Here is a 17,669-nt window from a genome sequence, read left to right on the forward strand (position 1 = left end):
GTCTCCCACTTACATCGAGCTGTATTTATCACGCAACTGCTGACGCACAAACTCAGCAATTGTGTTGAAAATAAAGGTGAATATGAACAATACAAAAGCGGCTAAGAATAAGATCCGATAGTGTGAACTACCCACTTCCGATTCTGGCATTTCTACTGCGATATTAGCGGCTAAGGTACGCATACCTTGGAAAATGCTCCAATCCATTATTGGCGTATTACCTGTTGCCATTAGTACAATCATCGTTTCACCTACGGCGCGGCCTAAGCCCATCATCACAGCAGAGAAAATACCAGGGCTGGCGGTTAATAACACCACACTAACCAAGGTTTGCCATTGTGTTGCGCCTAGCGCCAATGAACCGTTTGATAAATGCTTAGGCACACTAAATACAGCATCTTCTGCGATAGAGAAAATAGTCGGAATAACCGCAAAACCCATCGCAATACCGACTACCAGTGAATTACGTTGATCGAAAGTCAGACCCAATTCGTTAGTCAAATACTGGCGAACATTACCGTCAAACATCCACAACTCAACCACCCCGCTCATCGCAAAGGCTAACCAACCAATCAGTAACAATACTGGTATTAGTAAGATTGAGTGGGCCCCTTCAGGAACTCGGTGACGAAAGCTTTCTGGTAATTTAGTCCACGCAAATGCGGTCGCTAAAATCCCCAGCGGCAGCATAAACAGCAAGCCAACAATCGCAGGTAAATGCTCTTCTATCAACGGCGCAAGCCATAAGCCTGCTAAAAATCCTAAAATTACGGTTGGTAATGCTTCCATAATTTCAACTGTTGGTTTGACTACTTTACGTAATGGACCTGACATAAAATAAGCGGTGTAGATTGCTGCAGAGAGCGCAATCGGCACTGCAAATAGCATCGCATATAAAGCAGCTTTTATAGTACCAAATGAAATTGGCACTAAAGAAAACTTAGCTTCAAAGTCATCACCGGCAGACGTTGATTGCCAAATATAACCCGGCTCTGGATAACCCTCATACCACACTTCTTGCCACAAGGCTGACCATGTCACCTCAGGGTGTTCATTGTGAATTTCAATCACAGTTAATTTGTCATCAGCTAGAATAAGTGCCGCATTTGAGCGTGGTGCAATAGCAAAGTTTTCAATCGGACCTTCACTGATTTTACCTTGCCATAGTTTTGCTTCACTGGTGGTGTAATACACGCCTAACTCACCATTAGAACTGGTGGTAAAGAACGTACGACGATAAAACTCAGTGAATATATCTAGCTTAGGCTGCTTTGAGGTTTCAAACGCACGTATTTTTTGATATTCACGGCCATCGTCAGTATTAATTTCAAACCACTGCGAAACTTCACCATTATCATTCGCTAGCATCAGCGAGTTAGCACCGGCTAATAATTGCGCCGAAACCAAGTTGGCATTTTCTTCATTCGCCGCAAGCATTTGGATCAGCTCAACCTCGCTTGGATTGCGAGTATCGTAAACATAAATTTGATTTGCTGAGCGCACAAAAGTACGGGTGGTATCTGGCGACATTAGTAGTTGGTCTACGCGCCCTTCAACATCAAGTTCAGTGCGTTCAACAACCCATTCAACTTCACCGCTGAACATGTTTTCTTCAGCAACAAAACTGCTAAAAATTACACGCTTATCAGCCGTTTGTGCCACAACAGCGGTTTTATCTTCATAATGGCTAAATGCAAATTGTTTAATGGCAGCACCATTGTCGTCAACCAGCAATGTTTTTTCACCAAGTGGATAACCCAAACGCGGGGTTAATTTACGTTCGTTATTAGGAAAGGTAACTAAGAATTTAGGTGACACTATCATCACCGAACCATTTTCTAGTCCGTATGCGTAATGTCCTTGAAATGGCGCGCTGGATGCAAAACTACTCACTTCGCTGTCAAGTGGCACAACTAAGCTAGCAAGCTTTTTACCAAAGCCCTTTTTCTCAACACTGTAATAATCAACCTTACCTTGTTTGCTCAGTAAAAAAGCAATTTCAGTTTGCTCTTCAATACCTAGGCCAACAATTTGTTCAGCATTACTAAGCGCAAAGCTATCGCGCGTTTCTACTTTCGCTGATTCAAAAATAGGTTGCACAACATACAATAAATAGAAGAATATCAATAGCAAAGCTATCAATACCATAATACCGCCAGCGGTAATGCTAAATTTGGCAAACCGATCTTTAAATAGACGGCTTCTATCCGTATTAAAAGACGGTTTATTCGGATTGGAAGTCATCAAAACACCTATAAATCTTAACGTTGGGTAGATTATATTTCACCAAGATGACAGTATTGTTACAAACGTCATAATTGCTAAGACTTTGTTGTGGTATTCATCATAACAAAACAAACAATGTTTATATTCAATAACTTGAAAAACTTTCAACTTAGTGCTTTATTATTGATAAACAAAAGTTTAGATAATTCAGACTGTAAACTCACACTATTTTACTGTTTTTAAATTGAACTATTGGCAAAAAAATTGGACAAATTTGGGGACTGAGTCAATACTCAATCCGGTTCTTTTTAATCATTCAATAATTTCATGCCTGGGCATTTATTATTTAATTACGGCACTCTTTAGGAATTATCTATATGAAGCAATTGGTTATAACTATTTTGGGACAAGATCGTCCGGGACTTGTAGAAGACATCTCATCTGCAATTTTAAATCATAATGGTAACTGGTTAACCAGTAACTTAAGCCATTTAGCCGGTCACTTTGCTGGCATCATTGAAGTAGCAGTGCCAGCAGAGCATCTGCAAGAATTACAAGATGCATTGCATGGCTTACCACAATTAGAAGTACGGATTGAAACAGGCGCGCATGAATTACCAGACACACCTGCTGAACAGCTTAATTTTGTAATAACTGGCAATGATCGACCAGGTATTATCCAGGAACTAGCCGGAGTATTGCGTCACAAGGGAGCAAATATTACCCACCTAAACTCTAAGCAGCAGAGCGCACCAAACTGGGGGGTACCAATTTTCAGCGCCGTTGCAACAGTTGCTTTGCCAACGGGCATGAATAAAGACGAAGTTGTTGCTGCACTCGAAGCAATTACATCCGACTTAATTGTTGATATTGAAGACGCTTAAGTCACACCTCACAGCCATCTTCTATAGCAAGACAAACATGTCACAAAAGTGACATTTTTGTCATTTTTATGTCATCTAAGTGTTCTATATTTTGTTCAGTTGCTATCCAAGGAATAGAATATGAACGCCTGCGCTGATGTGTCTCAAACGATTAATTATTTTGCCCCAGAGTTAAGTTGGCTGTCTTTTAACGATCGTGTTTTACAAGAAGCTAAAGATAAAAATAACCCGATTATTGAACGTATTCGTTTTTTGGGGATCTTCTCAAACAATTTAGATGAATTCTTCAGAGTTCGGGTTGCCGATGTAAAACGACGCATTCTATTAAATAAACTACCAGATACTAATTTTGATGAAGATGAAATTTTACTGACCCAAATTCAGCAAAAGGTTTTGCAGCTTGGTAAAAAATTTAACGTTATTCATCAGCAAATTCTCCATGATTTAAATACCCACAACATTCATGTTGACCGTCCCGAGCAGCTTAGTGAATTTCATATTAACTGGCTAAAAATATTTTTTCACGACAATGTATTACAGCATATATCGCCAATAATGCTGGATGAAAATAAAGACTTCTCAGATCATATTAACGATACAATGACGTACTTGTTTGTCGAAATGTTTAACGACAAAAGTCATTATGCGATGTTAGAAGTCCCTACCGATCGCGTACCACGCTTTGTAATTTTACCACCCGAAAAAACCCGTCGTCATAAAACTATTGTGATGTTAGATGACATTATTTTGTTTTTTTTAAGTGACGTATTTAGCAGTTTTTTTAGTTTTACTGAGATCCAAGGCTACGCAATCAAGCTGACCCGTGATGCAGAATACAACCTAGATGACGAACTAGAAGAAGGCATTTTAGATAAGATGTCTAAGGGCCTAAAACAGCGTATTTATGCCGAGCCGGTGCGCTTAGTATACGACCAAGCGATGCCCGAGCCAATGCTCAAAGTAATGAAAAAACGCTTAGGTGTTACTCATCACGATGCGTTGATCCCCGGTGGTCGCTATCGTAACTTTAGAGACTTTATTGGTTTTCCCAATGTTGGTCGGCAATATTTAGAAAACAAATCATTACCGGCTTTGCAAAGCACAGCATTTAATAATCATGCCAGTGTGTTTGCTGCAATTAGTCAGCAAGATATTCTACTTTATTATCCATATCATACATTTAATCATCTACTGGAATATGTTCGCCAAGCAGCATTTGACCCTCGAGTAACACAAATTAAAGTAAACATTTATCGTGTTGCGAGTAAATCTCGATTAATTTCATCACTGATCAACGCGGCAAAAAATGGCAAAAAAGTCACCGTTATGGTGGAGCTAAAAGCACGCTTTGATGAACAAAATAATATTGAGTGGGCAAAAGTACTCAGTGGCGCAGGTATTAAAGTTATTTTTGGTATACCAGCTCTCAAAGTACACAGTAAGTTATGTATTATTCATCGTCGTGAAAAAGGTCAAATAGTAAAGTACGCGCACATTGGCACTGGTAATTTTCACGAAAAAACCGCCAAAATCTATACAGACTTTAGTTTATTTACTAAACATCAAGGTATTTGTGACGAAAGTGATAGCGTATTTAAGTTTATTGAAAGCAGTTATAAACCGTTTATGTTCGAACATTTGATGATTTCGCCAGTGAACGCTCGACAGCTGTTGCTTGGTTTAATTCACCAAGAAATAACCCATGTTGAAAATGGTCACACCGGTAAAATAACATTAAAAATAAATAACTTAGTAGATAAAGAACTGGTTGATTGTTTGTACTTGGCCGCTCGTAGCGGTGTTAAAATTCGCATTATTGTCCGTGGTATGTGTTCCTTAGTGCCAGGACTCAATAATTTTAGCGACAACATTCGGGTAATTAGTATCGTCGATCGCTTTTTAGAGCACCCGCGAGTTATGATCTTTGGTAATAATGGGGATGAAAAAGTCTATATTTCATCTGCAGATTGGATGACACGTAATCTTGATCATCGAGTTGAAGTTGGCGTGCCTATTTATGATGAAAAACTAAAACAACTCATTGTTGACGTACTTGAACTGCAATTTAAAGATCGTACCAAAGCGAGAATCATTGATAGCGAACAGAAAAATCATTATGTTAGACGCGGAAATCGTAAAAAAATACGTTCGCAAATAGCTATTTATGATCACTTAAAAAAATGGGAAGGCAATTACAATAATGAATGATTATCCCTCAATTGCTGCGGTTGACTTAGGGTCAAACAGCTTTCATTTAGTGGTCGCAAGAGAAGTGGATGGCTCTTTGCAAATTCTCCACAAAGAAAAACAACGCGTTTACTTAGCCGATGGCTTAGACGACAAAAATCAATTAAGTCAAACTGCCATAGATAGAGCATTAACGATATTAAAGCAGTTTGCTACTACGCTACAAGACTTCCCTGCGAGCAATGTAAAAATTGCTGCAACTTATACATTACGACGAGCTAAAAATATTAATTCATTTTTAACTCAGGCAAATAGAGTTTTTCCTTATCATATTGATGTGATCTCAGGTCAAGAAGAAGCGCGCTTAATCTATCAAGGTGTAGCTCATTATGTTCATCACGATGAAAACCGTTTAGTTATTGATATTGGCGGCGGTAGTACCGAGCTAATTATTGGCAAGCATTTTAAACATAAGCTGCTCTCAAGTCGCAATATGGGCTGCGTAAGCTATACCAAGCAATTTTTTGCCGATGGTATTATTAATGATAAACGCTTTAGCAAAGCACAAATAAAAGCAGAGCAAGAACTTGAGGTTATTTTTGCCAATTACATTAGTGCAGGCTGGCAATCGGTAGTGGGGACGTCAGGCACCATTAAATCAATATTAGCCATGATCAACGCTAATGACCCTGAACAAAAAAATATCACACTGGAGCGATTGCTCGAACTTAAAACTCAGTTTATAGCCGCTAAAACTATCGATAACTTACTTATTGAAGGTTTAAGCCCGGAGCGTCAAGTAAGTATTTGCGGTGGCTTAACTATTTTACTCGCGATTTTTCAGCTGTTTAATATTACCGAAATGGATTACAGCGACTTTTCACTACGTGAAGGTTTACTGCATGAAATGCAGCAAAAGTTAGCGCTTAAAGATATACGCACCAATACCATAGCTAATTTAAGCGAAAGAAACACAATAGATAAAGTACATGCACAACGTGTTGCAAATACTGCCGATTGGTTATTCCTACAAGTACAAAAAGAATGGCAGCTCGACTCATTAGATAATCATCAATTATTAGTGTGGGCAGCGCAATTACACGAAGTGGGTTTAGGTATTAACTCATCAGGCTTACACAAACATAGTGCTTATGTTGTTGAAAATAGTCAGCTGCCAGGATTTACTCAACAACAGCAAACATTATTAAGCTGTATGATACGGTTTTACCGTAAAAAAATTCGTTTAGAAGAATTTCCAACTTTACTCTCGGTGCCGCACTTTCAAATATTACAATTAATTGTATTACTCAGACTAGCTATATTATTAAATCAAAAACGCCTTAACGATCAACATCAAGAGTTAGCAGTATCAGTAAAAGGCAATAGTATGCTATTGCAGTTCCCAGCGGATTGGCTCAATGAACAAACCTTGCTTCATGCTGATTTACAACAAGAGCAAAAATATTTGAAGAAAGTAGGCTTTTTAATCGACTTTGTGTGATTTACAGACATGGCTGAATTTGGATAGCATGCGCTACCCAAATTAGATCTTCTATTACATATCCATATGGCGATTAGTACTTTGCATCATTTGCTTTAATCCTTGATGTTCAAGCTCCAGCAATTGAGATAGTTTCTCTTTACCTGTTGGCGTTTCTGCACGACTAAGTAAGTATTGATAAAGATTGATCACCTTTTGATGCTGATCTGATATATAACCTTGCATGGCTTGCTCATCAACACGCGTATCACGGTTTAAATCTGTAAAATTAATCAGTTCAGAGTTTTCAGCAAAGTACTCGTAACAATAAGTATCTAAGGTATTGATCTCCGTGATGGCTTTAAAACCAACTAAATCCTCAGCCAACTTTTTTTCGTACTTAACAAAATAGTCTGCCAGCATTTGGTTATGCTCTGCTAAATCGTCTCTGAGACTAAAAAAATTTGCCGCCATTTGGGTATGAAATAGTACAGTCCAGTCGTACACTTCTTGTATTGTTTTAACTTGCATGTGCGTTCCTTAATTAACCCTAGTAACCATACTCTTGCGTAAAACGTGCCAATAAAAAGTTAAATTAAAACAGAGAGATATTGAAAGTAAATCACCCAAACTCGTATAAGTTACAAGTCATAGGGTAATTTTTATAGAGTGGTGGTACAAAAACGGTGGCTCATATTTAAATTATGACTAATTGATGTGACATAAAACACTCGCAAATTCTAACCTTAGTAGCCAAGTAGCGTTTCATCTTAAAGCATAAGTAAATGCAAAACATGACATCCCAAGTTTGCTGATAACTTAGCTGACAATGTGAAATCTCTACAACCCTTAGCTGGGAATCATAAATAAATTTTACATCGCTATGCTGGTGTAATTTCTAATGTTTACTAATATTCATTTGTTGATTGATGAAAACAGTAAATTATTTCAGCTTGAGCATATGCTCTTTTTATTGGTGGTTAACGCTTTATGGATAAGTATTCCCTTCGAAAAAAAATATTAATTATTACTTTTTTTTGCTTTTTTATATTTTTTATAGCGATGCTAATACAGAGCTTAAATGCATTACAAAAAAATATAGATTCCGCATTACGAGAAGAAATAAATTTAGTCTCAGATGTATTTACAAATGGGGTTGGTGATTGGATGTATGACAGGCGTCAGGCTGTTATTAAACTGTCTAAAGTTATTGCTGACCATCCTGAAGTAAAACCTTATATTTTGCTTGACCAAGTAAAAGAAAGTTTAGGTTTTTCGCTTGTTTACTATGGTAATGAACAAGGAGAAATGTACCGTAACGACCCTAACCTTAATCCACCAAATTATGATCCCAGAGTACGGAGTTGGTACAAAGGTGCATTAGAAGAAAATGGTAGTTTTTTAGCTGCTCCTTTTGTTTCTGCAAGCACCCAAGAATATGTGGTTACTCTTTCAGAGCCAGTGAGAAAGGAAGGTGAGATAGTTGGTGCAGTTGGCGCTAATTTAACTTTAGCTCAATTAACTAAATATATAAATGCTCTCGATGTACCTGGCGATGGATATGCCATCATTGTTGACAAAAGCGATCAAGTTGTTGCTCATCCTGATACAAAAAAACAAAGTACTAAAGCATCAGATCTCGATAAAAGCTTTACGGGTCAGTTGTTAGAAAAGCTAGTGACTAAGCATACTTTAGAAGAAATGACCTTAGATAATCGCGAGCGACTTATTTTTGCACAGGCTATTCCTAACTCCAGCTGGTCAATTATTTTAGTAATGGACAAAGATACTTTATTTGCACCTGTACGAAGCCAGCTTATTACTCAAGTGATCATCAGCACTGCAATGTTAATATTTGTACTGTTTATCATCTCATTTTTGTTAAAAATCATGCTCAAAAACTTAAGTTCTATCACTCAAAATTTAGATGCTATTGCTAATGGTAATGGCGATTTGACAGTTAGGTTAGAAGTGAATAGTGGCGATGAAATAGGCCAACTTGCATCGAGCTTTAACCGTTTTGTTGAACAATTACATGGCATTATAAGTCGACTGAGTGACGCATCAACAATATTGCTAAGTGAAGCTGGTGATGTATCTACAGCAACAAATAAGCAAAACGATAGATTACAGCGTCATCAAAGTGAAATTCATATGGTTGCAACTGCGGTAACTGAAATGGCTGCGGCAACAAAAGAAATCGCTGCTAATGCAGAACAAACTGCACAATCATCACAAAACTGCGTAAGCGTTACAGAGCAAGGCCGTTTTGGCGTTGAGCAAAGTCAAAAATCTACAAAAGTCCTAGCTGATGAGGTCGAAAAAGCGAGCGAAATTATTCGTGATTTGAATAAACACGCGCAAGAAATAACATCAATTTTATCTACTATCAGCGGTATTTCAGAGCAAACAAATTTACTGGCATTAAATGCAGCAATTGAAGCAGCAAGAGCTGGGGAGCAAGGGCGTGGCTTTGCTGTAGTTGCCGATGAAGTAAGGGTTTTATCACAACGAACTTATACTTCGACTCAAGAAATCCAAGGCATGATTGAGTCACTACAAAGCGCAGCACTAAAAGCGGTAGATGCGACTGATAAAGGTAAAGGAATGGCCAACCAAAGTGTTGAAGATGCTCAAAAAGCGAATCAAAGTCTCGGTAAAATATTAGAATCGGTTAGTGTGATAAATGACATGGCAGCACAAATTGCCACCGCCGCTGAAGAGCAATCAGCTGTCACCTTAGAAATCAGTCGCAATACTGAGACAATCCGAGGGGTCGGTGATGAAATGTTTGAAGCAAGCCAATTAGCTGCTGAACAAGCTCAAAAATTACACGACTTAGGAAGACAGATTAACAATGAAGTGAGTAAGTTTAGACTGTGAAGTGAACCTTTAGATTATCAGTAAAATAAACTTAATTTTGAATGCTTAAAAATTAAATTTTAATAAGCAACTGAATAAAAACAAATTTAGTAACAAAAATAATTAGAGGTTTATATGAAATCAGAACTTAGTCCACTTTTTGTAGGGGTTATTCTAACGTCTTTTCTTACTATTACTAGTAATGTAAAAGCAGCTGAGCCAAGTATCAAGGATATAGATTTTTATGCTTCTATACGTTTAGGTGTAGATAATATTGACGCAGGTACATCTGATGATGGGGCTAATGGCCGCGACTTTTTGAGTCGTATAGGTGCTAAAGCGAGTATCAAAATAGATGACAATTTAACAGCAGTCACGAGAGTTGAATATGGCCTGAGAGAAGAGAATGCAGTTGATTTAACTCAAAATAATGGCCCGACTCTTCGTCAAGCCTACGTTGGTTTGAAAGGTGATTTTGGTGAAGTTTATTTCGGGTCTCAAACTTTATTATGGAATACCTATGTTAGAAGCGCTTATTTTTCAGATGGTATAGATACTATTCGACAAGGTAATGTACGAGACGATGATTTACTACAGTATTTTTATAAACAAGGTAATTGGAACTTTGGTGCTGGGTTACAATTTAAAGGGCAAGATGGAAGCTCTGTTGATCAAATGCAATTAGGTGGAGAATATAAGTCTGGACCTTATAAAGTGCAAGCGGCTTGGTCTAAAGATAACCAAGGCGATAATAAAGGTAACCTATATGGGTTGCGTGGTTGGTGGGATGTTAATGATGCTGTGACATTGTCAGCTTTTGTACATAAAGCAACCAACATCTACGATATTTATGGGGGAAGTAGTACTGGAACGGTTCGATTGAAAGATGCTGATGTAGAGGGTAATAAGAATGCAATTAACGCATGTAGCTCTGAAGATAGAACAAGTAGTGGTTTATATGCCAGTTACCTATTCGGTAAAAATAAAATCCATACTCGTTATGCTATAGACAGTTGTGATATATCAGGTGATGTAGATTCCGTTAAAATCGAATATATACGTTATTTGAGTAAAGCTTTAAGGGCTTGGGTAGCATACGAAGACTTAAGTAACGATGAACAACGCAAACCTACTACTAGCTCCGGCAAAGACATGTCTCAATTACAAGCTGGCGTTAGATTTGATTTTTAAACAAGCAAATCTACACATTACCTATCGATTACTTTCAAAAGTATATCAACATTGAATCGTCGCAGTACCCGTTTTACGAGGTTCTGCGACTCTGGTCAAACAAAGTTTGATGGGCTCTGTATTTTTAATTCAACTTACGAATTTAGGCCCCGCTTTCGCCATAACAAATATACGGCTGGCAGTACCAACAATGTTAATACAATCGCGCTGAACATGCCGCCGACCATAGGAGCGGCAATGCGGCTCATTACTTCACTGCCGGTGCCTGTGCCGTAAAGTACGGGGAGCAAACCGATTATAATAGTGGCGACTGTCATCATCACTGGGCGTACTCGCAGGCCTGCGCCTTCGACTATGGCTTGTTTAAGCTCCGCAAAACTAAGCGTTGTACCTGCTAGCTTGGCTTGAGCACACTTTTCTTGGTAGGCTTGATTTAAGTACACCAGCATAATCACGCCAATTTCCACCGCGACCCCGGCAAGGGCAATAAAGCCCACCCCCACGGCGACTGAGAAGTTAAAGCCCTCTAAGTACATTAACCAGATGCCTCCGATCATCGCCAGCGGTAAGGTTGCTATTATAATTGCCACTTCTACAAAGCTTCTAAAGTTGAGGTACAACAACACAATTATAATCGCTAAGGTCAGTGGTAATACATAGGCGAGCTTTTCTTTGGCGCGCTCCATGTATTCATATTGCCCTGCCCAGGTTATTGAATAACCTGCTGGTAGCACTAGTTTTTCGTCAAGCACTTTGCGCGCATTGTCGACATAACTACCAATATCAATGCCATCAATATCAATAAAGCTCCAGCCGTTTAAGCGGGCATTTTCGCTTTTTATGCCCGGCGGACCATCTTCAATAAATACGTCAGCCACATCGGCAAGAGCAATGCGTTGCCCTGCAGGGGTGACTATTGGCAATAGCATCAGTTCTTCGGGGGAATCCCGGTAGTCTTGCGGATAACGTAAGTTTACCGGGTAACGCTCTTGCCCTTCGACCGTTTCGGTTACATTCATGCCGCCAATGGCAGTGGCGACCACTTGCTGCACATCAGCAATATTTAAACTATAACGGGCAGCTTTTTCACGGTTGATATCGACCTTGATATAACGCCCACCAGCTACTCGCTCAGAGTAAACGGAAGCCGTGCCGGGTACATCTTTAAGTAACACTTCAATCTGCTGGCCAATTTTTTGAATCTCGCTCAAATTTGGTCCCGCAACTTTAATGCCCACAGGGGTTTTAATCCCAGTTGCCAGCATATCAATCCGAGTTTTTATTGGCATCACCCATGCATTAGTCAGGCCTGGAAACTTCACTAAGCCGTCGAGTTCTTTTTTCAACTTGTCTAAGGTCATGCCTTCGCGCCACTGATCTTTTGGCTTGAGCTGAATAAAGGTTTCGATCATGGTCAGTGGCGCAGGATCGGTTGCTGTTTCTGCCCGGCCGACTTTACCAAACACAGTTAACACCTCTGGCACTGTGGCGATGAGCTTATCGGTTTGTTGTAAAATCTCTCGTGCTTTCCCAATCGATAAACCAGGATAAGTCGTCGGCATATACATTAAATCGCCTTCATCCAGCGGTGGAATAAACTCACTGCCAATTTTATTGACCGGATAAAAGCCAATAACAGCGACCACCACAGCCAGTACTAAAGTCATTTTAGGGAACCGCAAAACCGTGTTCAGCAGCGGCTTGTAAGCATTCACTAGCAAGCGGTTTACAGGGTTGTTTTGCTCAGAAATAACTTTGCCGCGTATAAAGTAACCCATTAATACCGGTACTAAAGTTATTGCCAAGCCCGCAGATGCGGCCATGGCATAGGTTTTAGTGTACGCTAACGGAGCAAACATCCGGCCTTCTTGGGCTTCTAAAATAAACACTGGCATAAAGCTCACGGTAATAATCATTAAGCTAAAAAACAGCGCTGGACCGACTTCACTGGCAGCATCGGTGACAACTTGCCAGCGGTTTTCATCGGTTAGTGGCGTTTTTTCCATGTGTTTATGCATGTTTTCGATCATTACAATCGCGCCGTCGGTCATCGCACCAATGGCGATAGCAATACCACCGAGCGACATTATATTGGCGTTTATGCCTTGCCAATACATGATGATAAATGCCGTTAATATTCCCAGCGGTAAAGTGATAATTGCCACCAAGGACGAGCGTACATGGAACAAAAATACGATGCAGATAAGCGCCACTACCACTAGCTCTTCAAATAGTTTGCTGGTGAGGTTATCCACTGCATTTTTGATCAGATTAGAGCGGTCATACACAGGCACAATTTCTACCCCATCGGGTAAGCCTTTGCTAAGTGATTCAAGTTTTGCTTTCACCAGCTCTATGGTTTTTTGTGCGTTTTCGCCATAGCGCATCACCACTACGCCACCAGCTACTTCGCCCTCGCCGTTTAGCTCAGCAATGCCACGGCGCATTTGTGGCCCAAGGCGAATATCGGCTACATCGCGTAATTGCAGCGGTGTGCCGTTGGCATTCACCCCAAGTGGAATTGCCTCTAAATCAGCGACGCTTTTTATATAACCGGTGCTGGTTACCATGTATTCGGCTTCGGCCATTTCCACCACCGAAGCGCCCATTTCTTGGTTACCTTGCTTAATTGCGGTTTGAATTAAACTCAGTGGTATACCATAAGCACGCAGTTTATCTGGCTCTACATTGACTTGATATTGCTTCACCATACCGCCCACTGAGGCCACTTCTGACACCCCTGGTACGGTTTGCAATTCAAACTTTAAAAACCAATCTTGCAAGCTGCGTAACTGGCTAATGTCGTGCTGATTGGTTTTATCCACCAGCGCGTATAAATAAATCCAACCTACACCGGTAGCATCTGGGCCCAGCTCTGCAGTTGCGCTGTCGGGCAAGCGGCTTGCTACTTGACTTAAATACTCTTGCACTCGACTTCTAGCCCAGTAAAGATCGGTGTTTTCATCAAAGATGACATATACGTAGGAATCACCAAAAAATGAAAAACCACGTACTGTTTGCGCCCCGGGTACTGAGAGCATCGCGGTGGTAAGTGGGAAAGTAACCTGATCTTGCACCACCTGTGGCGCTTGCCCTGGGTATGAGGTTTTTACAATCACCTGCACATCGGATAAATCAGGTAAGGCATCAACTGGGGTATTTTTTACCGCAAATAAACCACTGCCAATGAGTATTGCTGTTAGCAATAATACAAAAAAGCGATTGGTAACGGACCAACGAATAACTGCTGCTATCATAAAGCCTCCTAATGTCCGTCATGCGATGACATGGCGCTATTGTCACTAGTTCGCATGCTTGATTCAGTATCGATACGCTGGATCACGAACTCACCATCTTGCACACTAAAAGTAAATGTCAGCTGTTGCTTCGGCTCAAGGCTACTTAAATCAATATGTTCAGCAAACATAAAGTCCATAGTGGCCGGATCTCGGTGCCATTTCTCAATTGCACCACGGCTAATATTGGCAGTGCGCTGGGCTTTATTAATGCTGTTGATAGTACCGGTTACGGTCGCCATATTTTGCGCTTCGCTCATCATATGGGTGGAATCCATAATATGAATGCCGCTAATCATATAACTGCTATCGGCTTTTTTAGTCAACTCAAAATGCAGTGTTTGCCCAGCTTGCAGCGCTTGAAAATCAACGCTATCGGCAACCGTAAAGTCCATTTTCATACTAGGCCAATCGAGCTCTTCAATAGGGTCATGGCTGATATTCACCATACGGCGATCTGCCATTACACTATTAACGACTCCTTTGCCCCACACGCTAGTGGTAGCTTCTGGTGTTTGCATGCGCTTAAAATCAGAGCTTTTGCTGGATTCTGAATCTAACAAGAATTGCGCTGAAGTCACCACTTCATCATCGGCTTTAACGCCCGCTAAAATAACGGCGTTATGGCTATCACTGCGGCCCAGTTCGACTGCCACCGATTTAAAGCGTCCTTCGCCTAAAGCGATAACAACACGGTCTTGGGAACCGGTGCGGATCACCGCTTCTTTAGGTACTATAAGTTGTTGCTCAGCAGCTTTAGCATGAATGCTTACTTGCGCAAACATATTCGGTTTTAGTTGGTGATCTTGATTATTAAAGCGTAAACGCACCCGCAAAGTACGGTTTTTGGCATCCAATGTTGGGTAAATATAATCGACCTTACCGCGCCAGCTTTGTCCGGCAATATAATCTAGAGTCATAGTCACCGGTAAACCGACTTCAATAAGCTGCGCTTGCCGCTCGAATACCTCGGCTTCTACCCAAACTTCATCAAGTTGAGCAATACTCATCATTGAGGTGCCTGGCTTGACATAAAAACCTTCGCGCACATTAAGTTCATCAACCACACCACTTTGGCGAGCATAGAAGGTAATATTTTGCATCACCTTTTTATTAACTTGTAGGCGCTCGACAAAACCATCCGACACATTCAATGCTTTTAAGCGCGCTTTGGCTGCACGAATAAGTACGGTGTTATTACGATCAACAGCCAGTACAAATTCTTCTTGAGCATTTACCAGTTGCGGAGAGTATAAGGTATACAGCGGTTCCCCTTGTTTTACCTGATCGCCAGCGGCTTTAACGTACAGCGTTTCTATCCAGCCTTCTACACGCGGGTGAATATGCACTAACTGATCTTGATTGTATTGTACGTAGCCCACCGTTTTTACTTCACTTTGCAGTGCCTTGAGCTGTACTTTAGCCGTTCTAACCCCTAAATTATTAACAACAGCAGGGGAAATTGTCACAGCACTGGGACCATCTTGATTGTTGTCAGCTACTTCACTATACACAGGTACTAAGTCCATCCCCATTGGTGAAAGCCCTGGTGCATCACGGCGATAATTACTATCCATAGGCGCAACCCAATATAATGGTTTTTTCTCTGCGCTGATCACCTCAGGCTCTGTACTATTACCGAAAAAATACAAGCCACTAGCAGATATTCCTGCACCTATAAGTACTGCGATAAGCAATTTTAAATTAGTGTTCACGGTGCTCTCCTGCTAATTGCTCAACCATCACAGCAGCATCTTTGCTACTAGCGTAATAATTCAGGCGAGCAATAATAATTTGTTGATCAATCTCTATGTTTAACGCATCAATTTTGGCATTCAGTTCGCTAATTCGGGCGCGCATTACTTCTGAAAAGTCACCATCATCACGGGTATAAGCATTTAATGTAGCTTGTGCTTGCTCTGCCATTTGTGGCAATAATTTAGTTTGATAAAGTGCATCACGCTTTGCTAATTGGGGCAACTGACTAAACTCTTTAAAATACATCCCTTGTAGCTTTTGTAATGCAATTAGTTTTTGAGTTTTCACCGCCTCAGCCATAGCTATCGCCGCATTAACTTGTTGGTCTTGGCGGTTATCAGTAAATAGTGGTAAATCAACACTCACACCAACTGAAAATAGATCCGCTCGGGAATCCCCCATTTGCGTATCATCGCGATAACCATAGCCCATATTTACCCCAAACTGCGGTTTATAGCCTTGTTTTGCCACCTCAACCTCTGTTTGTTTAGCCGCTACTGTTTTATCAAGCGCGACAATCGCTGGGTGCGCCATTAATAATGGCATCAACTGTGCAAATTCAAGCTGCGCAAAATCAACTAAAGGCGCTATATCATGACGTTTTGCGCTGACAGGCTGAGTTAACATGTTGATTGGTAACCATTGCGATAAACGCTTTTTCGCGCTTTCGAACTGCTGCTCTAACATCACTAATTTATCTTCAAGGCGGGTTAACTCTAGCTGTGCTCGGATGATATCTTGTTGGCGGGTGTTACCTACTGAGCTGGCATAACTCGATTCAGTAATATCAATAAGTTGCGAGAACAATGCTTTATCTTGCTCAATTAACGCAATACTTTGCTGGGCACGATACGCATTGAGCCAAGATTCAATAACAATGGTTTTTACTTGAGCGAGTCTGTCGGCTCGTAGCCAAGGATATTGCTGCGCTGACTGCGCTAACGCATGCTGCTTAAGCGCTAAGCTATCGCCACGGCTAAACATTTGGCTCACGCCAACTTTTAATTGGGTCATGCCTTCTTGGTCAAAAGCAAAACCGTCGGTAGGTAAATTCATTAAGCCCACCGTTAATACTGGATCCGGCAGTGTGCCTGCCGCTAAACTTTGTGCTTGTATAGCAGCTTGTTGATATTTGCTGGCGGTTAGCCATGGCTCATTATCAAGTGCATAGCTGAGCGCTTCATCAAGGCTTAATTCATTACTGTGTGCTGGAATTGCAGTTGTTAGCATAAGCGCTAAAAAACTGACTTTAAATACTGCGAAGTGATTCATCACTTACTCCACTAAAATTAAAAGACAACTAAATTTAGGGGCAGAAAAGGTGATTTAGGTAAATTTTAGACGCACCTATCCTGCAATTAAGCAGGCATAGGGGGGCGATACAGTGAACTGGCTATACGATGTTGATTTTGCGGGATATAAAGTTGTACTTTTTCAGACGTCGTCAGTATAACGGTAACTAACACACTCATGTTTAACATTGAGTGGGTACTGCAGGCGCTCATTGGACAACCACACTCTTGATTAGCGGTTGCGTCATCGTCACAACAATCCATGTTCATCATACCCGCAGACATGTCGTGATGCATATCACTACTATCAGCCATAGTTGCATGCGGTTGACTCATGTGTGGCATATCACAACTCATAGTTACAGACGCAACCGCTTGACACACTAAAGTGAGCAATAAAACGACTGTGAATAAACTAATATAAATGCGTTGCAAAAAAGTGCCTTTTATAAATTAGGTTCTAGGTTCTAGGTTCTAGGTTCTAGGTTCTAGG

At 40.6% G+C, this 17,669-nt stretch carries 11 protein-coding genes; 5 read left to right on the plus strand and 6 right to left on the minus strand.

The genetic code is table 11. From position 1 onward, the window contains the following. Positions 1-9: 9 nt before the first annotated feature. Positions 10-2,244, minus strand: a complete 2,235-nt coding sequence (locus H5158_RS16565) for an ABC transporter permease subunit (RefSeq protein ID WP_149980526.1) — start codon at positions 2,242-2,244, stop codon at positions 10-12. Positions 2,245-2,603: 359 nt separating this feature from the next. On the opposite strand from H5158_RS16565, the gene H5158_RS16570 reads away from it, so the two are divergent. The 3 genes from H5158_RS16570 to H5158_RS16580 all read left to right on the plus strand — a co-directional run bounded on the left by H5158_RS16570 (position 2,604) and on the right by H5158_RS16580 (position 6,798). Beyond that, positions 2,604-3,110 (plus strand): glycine cleavage system protein R, encoded by a 507-nt coding sequence (locus H5158_RS16570; protein ID WP_149980525.1) that lies wholly within the window; start codon positions 2,604-2,606, stop codon positions 3,108-3,110. Between the two features lie 120 nt (positions 3,111-3,230). Beyond that, the gene (gene ppk1 / locus H5158_RS16575) at positions 3,231-5,318 is read left to right on the plus strand and encodes a polyphosphate kinase 1 (protein ID WP_182740448.1); all 2,088 of its coding nucleotides are present in this window, start codon (positions 3,231-3,233) and stop codon (positions 5,316-5,318) included. After that, positions 5,311-6,798 carry an exopolyphosphatase gene (locus tag H5158_RS16580; protein WP_182719198.1) on the plus strand — a complete coding sequence of 496 codons (1,488 nt, stop codon included), beginning with the start codon at positions 5,311-5,313 and terminating at the stop codon, positions 6,796-6,798. Before ppk1 ends, H5158_RS16580 begins: the two co-directional genes overlap by 8 nt. 54 nt (positions 6,799-6,852) lie before the next feature. Here the strand turns inward: H5158_RS16580 and H5158_RS16585 are convergent, their stop codons facing one another. Then, positions 6,853-7,308: a hypothetical protein gene (locus tag H5158_RS16585; protein ID WP_182740449.1), complete on the minus strand. Its 456-nt coding sequence runs from the start codon at positions 7,306-7,308 to the stop codon at positions 6,853-6,855. 531 nt (positions 7,309-7,839) lie between these two features. Between H5158_RS16585 and H5158_RS16590 the strand changes: the two genes are divergently transcribed. Beyond that, complete coding sequence (locus H5158_RS16590; RefSeq protein ID WP_259399454.1) at positions 7,840-9,660, plus strand: methyl-accepting chemotaxis protein; 1,821 nt, start codon at positions 7,840-7,842, stop codon at positions 9,658-9,660. 114 nt (positions 9,661-9,774) lie between these two features. Further along, a complete protein-coding gene (locus H5158_RS16595; RefSeq protein ID WP_182719196.1) occupies positions 9,775-10,830 on the plus strand; it encodes a porin in 1,056 nt (351 codons plus the stop codon). Between the two features lie 134 nt (positions 10,831-10,964). Here the strand turns inward: H5158_RS16595 and H5158_RS16600 are convergent, their stop codons facing one another. The 4 genes from H5158_RS16600 to H5158_RS16615 all read right to left on the minus strand — a co-directional run bounded on the left by H5158_RS16600 (position 10,965) and on the right by H5158_RS16615 (position 17,611). After that, a complete protein-coding gene (locus tag H5158_RS16600) occupies positions 10,965-14,087 on the minus strand; it encodes an efflux RND transporter permease subunit (protein WP_182740450.1) in 3,123 nt (1,040 codons plus the stop codon). A gap of 8 nt (positions 14,088-14,095) precedes the next feature. Further along, positions 14,096-15,841, minus strand: coding sequence for an efflux RND transporter periplasmic adaptor subunit (locus tag H5158_RS16605; protein ID WP_182740451.1), 1,746 nt, complete (start codon positions 15,839-15,841; stop codon positions 14,096-14,098). Continuing rightward, complete coding sequence (locus H5158_RS16610; protein ID WP_182740452.1) at positions 15,831-17,156, minus strand: TolC family protein; 1,326 nt, start codon at positions 17,154-17,156, stop codon at positions 15,831-15,833. Before H5158_RS16610 ends, H5158_RS16605 begins: the two co-directional genes overlap by 11 nt. Positions 17,157-17,242: 86 nt before the next feature. Continuing rightward, positions 17,243-17,611 carry a hypothetical protein gene (locus H5158_RS16615; protein ID WP_182740453.1) on the minus strand — a complete coding sequence of 123 codons (369 nt, stop codon included), beginning with the start codon at positions 17,609-17,611 and terminating at the stop codon, positions 17,243-17,245. Positions 17,612-17,669: the final 58 nt, after the last annotated feature.

Source organism: Pseudoalteromonas sp. SR45-6 (assembly GCF_014163545.1).
Taxonomy (GTDB): Bacteria; Pseudomonadota; Gammaproteobacteria; order Enterobacterales; family Alteromonadaceae; genus Pseudoalteromonas; species Pseudoalteromonas rhizosphaerae.

Bases quoted from the DNA above. Each gene is read 5' to 3' on its own strand.
- ppk1 (WP_182740448.1), top strand. From the start codon at position 3,231: ATGAACGCCTGCGCTGATGTGTCTCAAACGATTAATTATTTTGCCCCA.
- H5158_RS16590 (WP_259399454.1), top strand. From the start codon at position 7,840: ATGCTAATACAGAGCTTAAATGCATTACAAAAAAATATAGATTCCGCA.
- H5158_RS16585 (WP_182740449.1), bottom strand. From the start codon at position 7,308: ATGCAAGTTAAAACAATACAAGAAGTGTACGACTGGACTGTACTATTT.
- H5158_RS16595 (WP_182719196.1), top strand. From the start codon at position 9,775: ATGAAATCAGAACTTAGTCCACTTTTTGTAGGGGTTATTCTAACGTCT.
- H5158_RS16580 (WP_182719198.1), top strand. From the start codon at position 5,311: ATGAATGATTATCCCTCAATTGCTGCGGTTGACTTAGGGTCAAACAGC.
- H5158_RS16570 (WP_149980525.1), top strand. From the start codon at position 2,604: ATGAAGCAATTGGTTATAACTATTTTGGGACAAGATCGTCCGGGACTT.
- H5158_RS16610 (WP_182740452.1), bottom strand. From the start codon at position 17,156: ATGAATCACTTCGCAGTATTTAAAGTCAGTTTTTTAGCGCTTATGCTA.
- H5158_RS16600 (WP_182740450.1), bottom strand. From the start codon at position 14,087: ATGATAGCAGCAGTTATTCGTTGGTCCGTTACCAATCGCTTTTTTGTA.
- H5158_RS16565 (WP_149980526.1), bottom strand. From the start codon at position 2,244: ATGACTTCCAATCCGAATAAACCGTCTTTTAATACGGATAGAAGCCGT.